General features: G+C 69.4%; 1 protein-coding gene. It reads right to left on the reverse strand.

What is annotated here, in order from left to right; translation table 11 throughout:
* Positions 1–216, reverse strand: a 216-nt coding sequence (locus tag ACVOK8_RS19190; RefSeq protein WP_481568207.1) for a hypothetical protein, incomplete at both ends; no start/stop codon positions are given.

A 216-nucleotide genomic window follows, 5' to 3' on the forward strand; every position in this document is an offset into this window, starting at 1 on the left:
CCGGTCAGGTCCACCGTACCGGTGTTGCTGGCCGTAAAGGTGTAGGTGATCACGTCACCGGCATCACCGAGCACGGTGTTGCCATTGCTGTCGGCCACGGCCGCGTGCTTGGCCACGGTGAAGCTGGCAACCGGCGTGGGCACCGTCGGTGTGGTCACCGGCGGCGTGGTCGTGGTCGGCGGGGTGATCGTACCCGGCGGCACGGCGGTCGCCGTG

It is taken from the genome of Stenotrophomonas sp. STEN083, assembly GCF_056759195.1.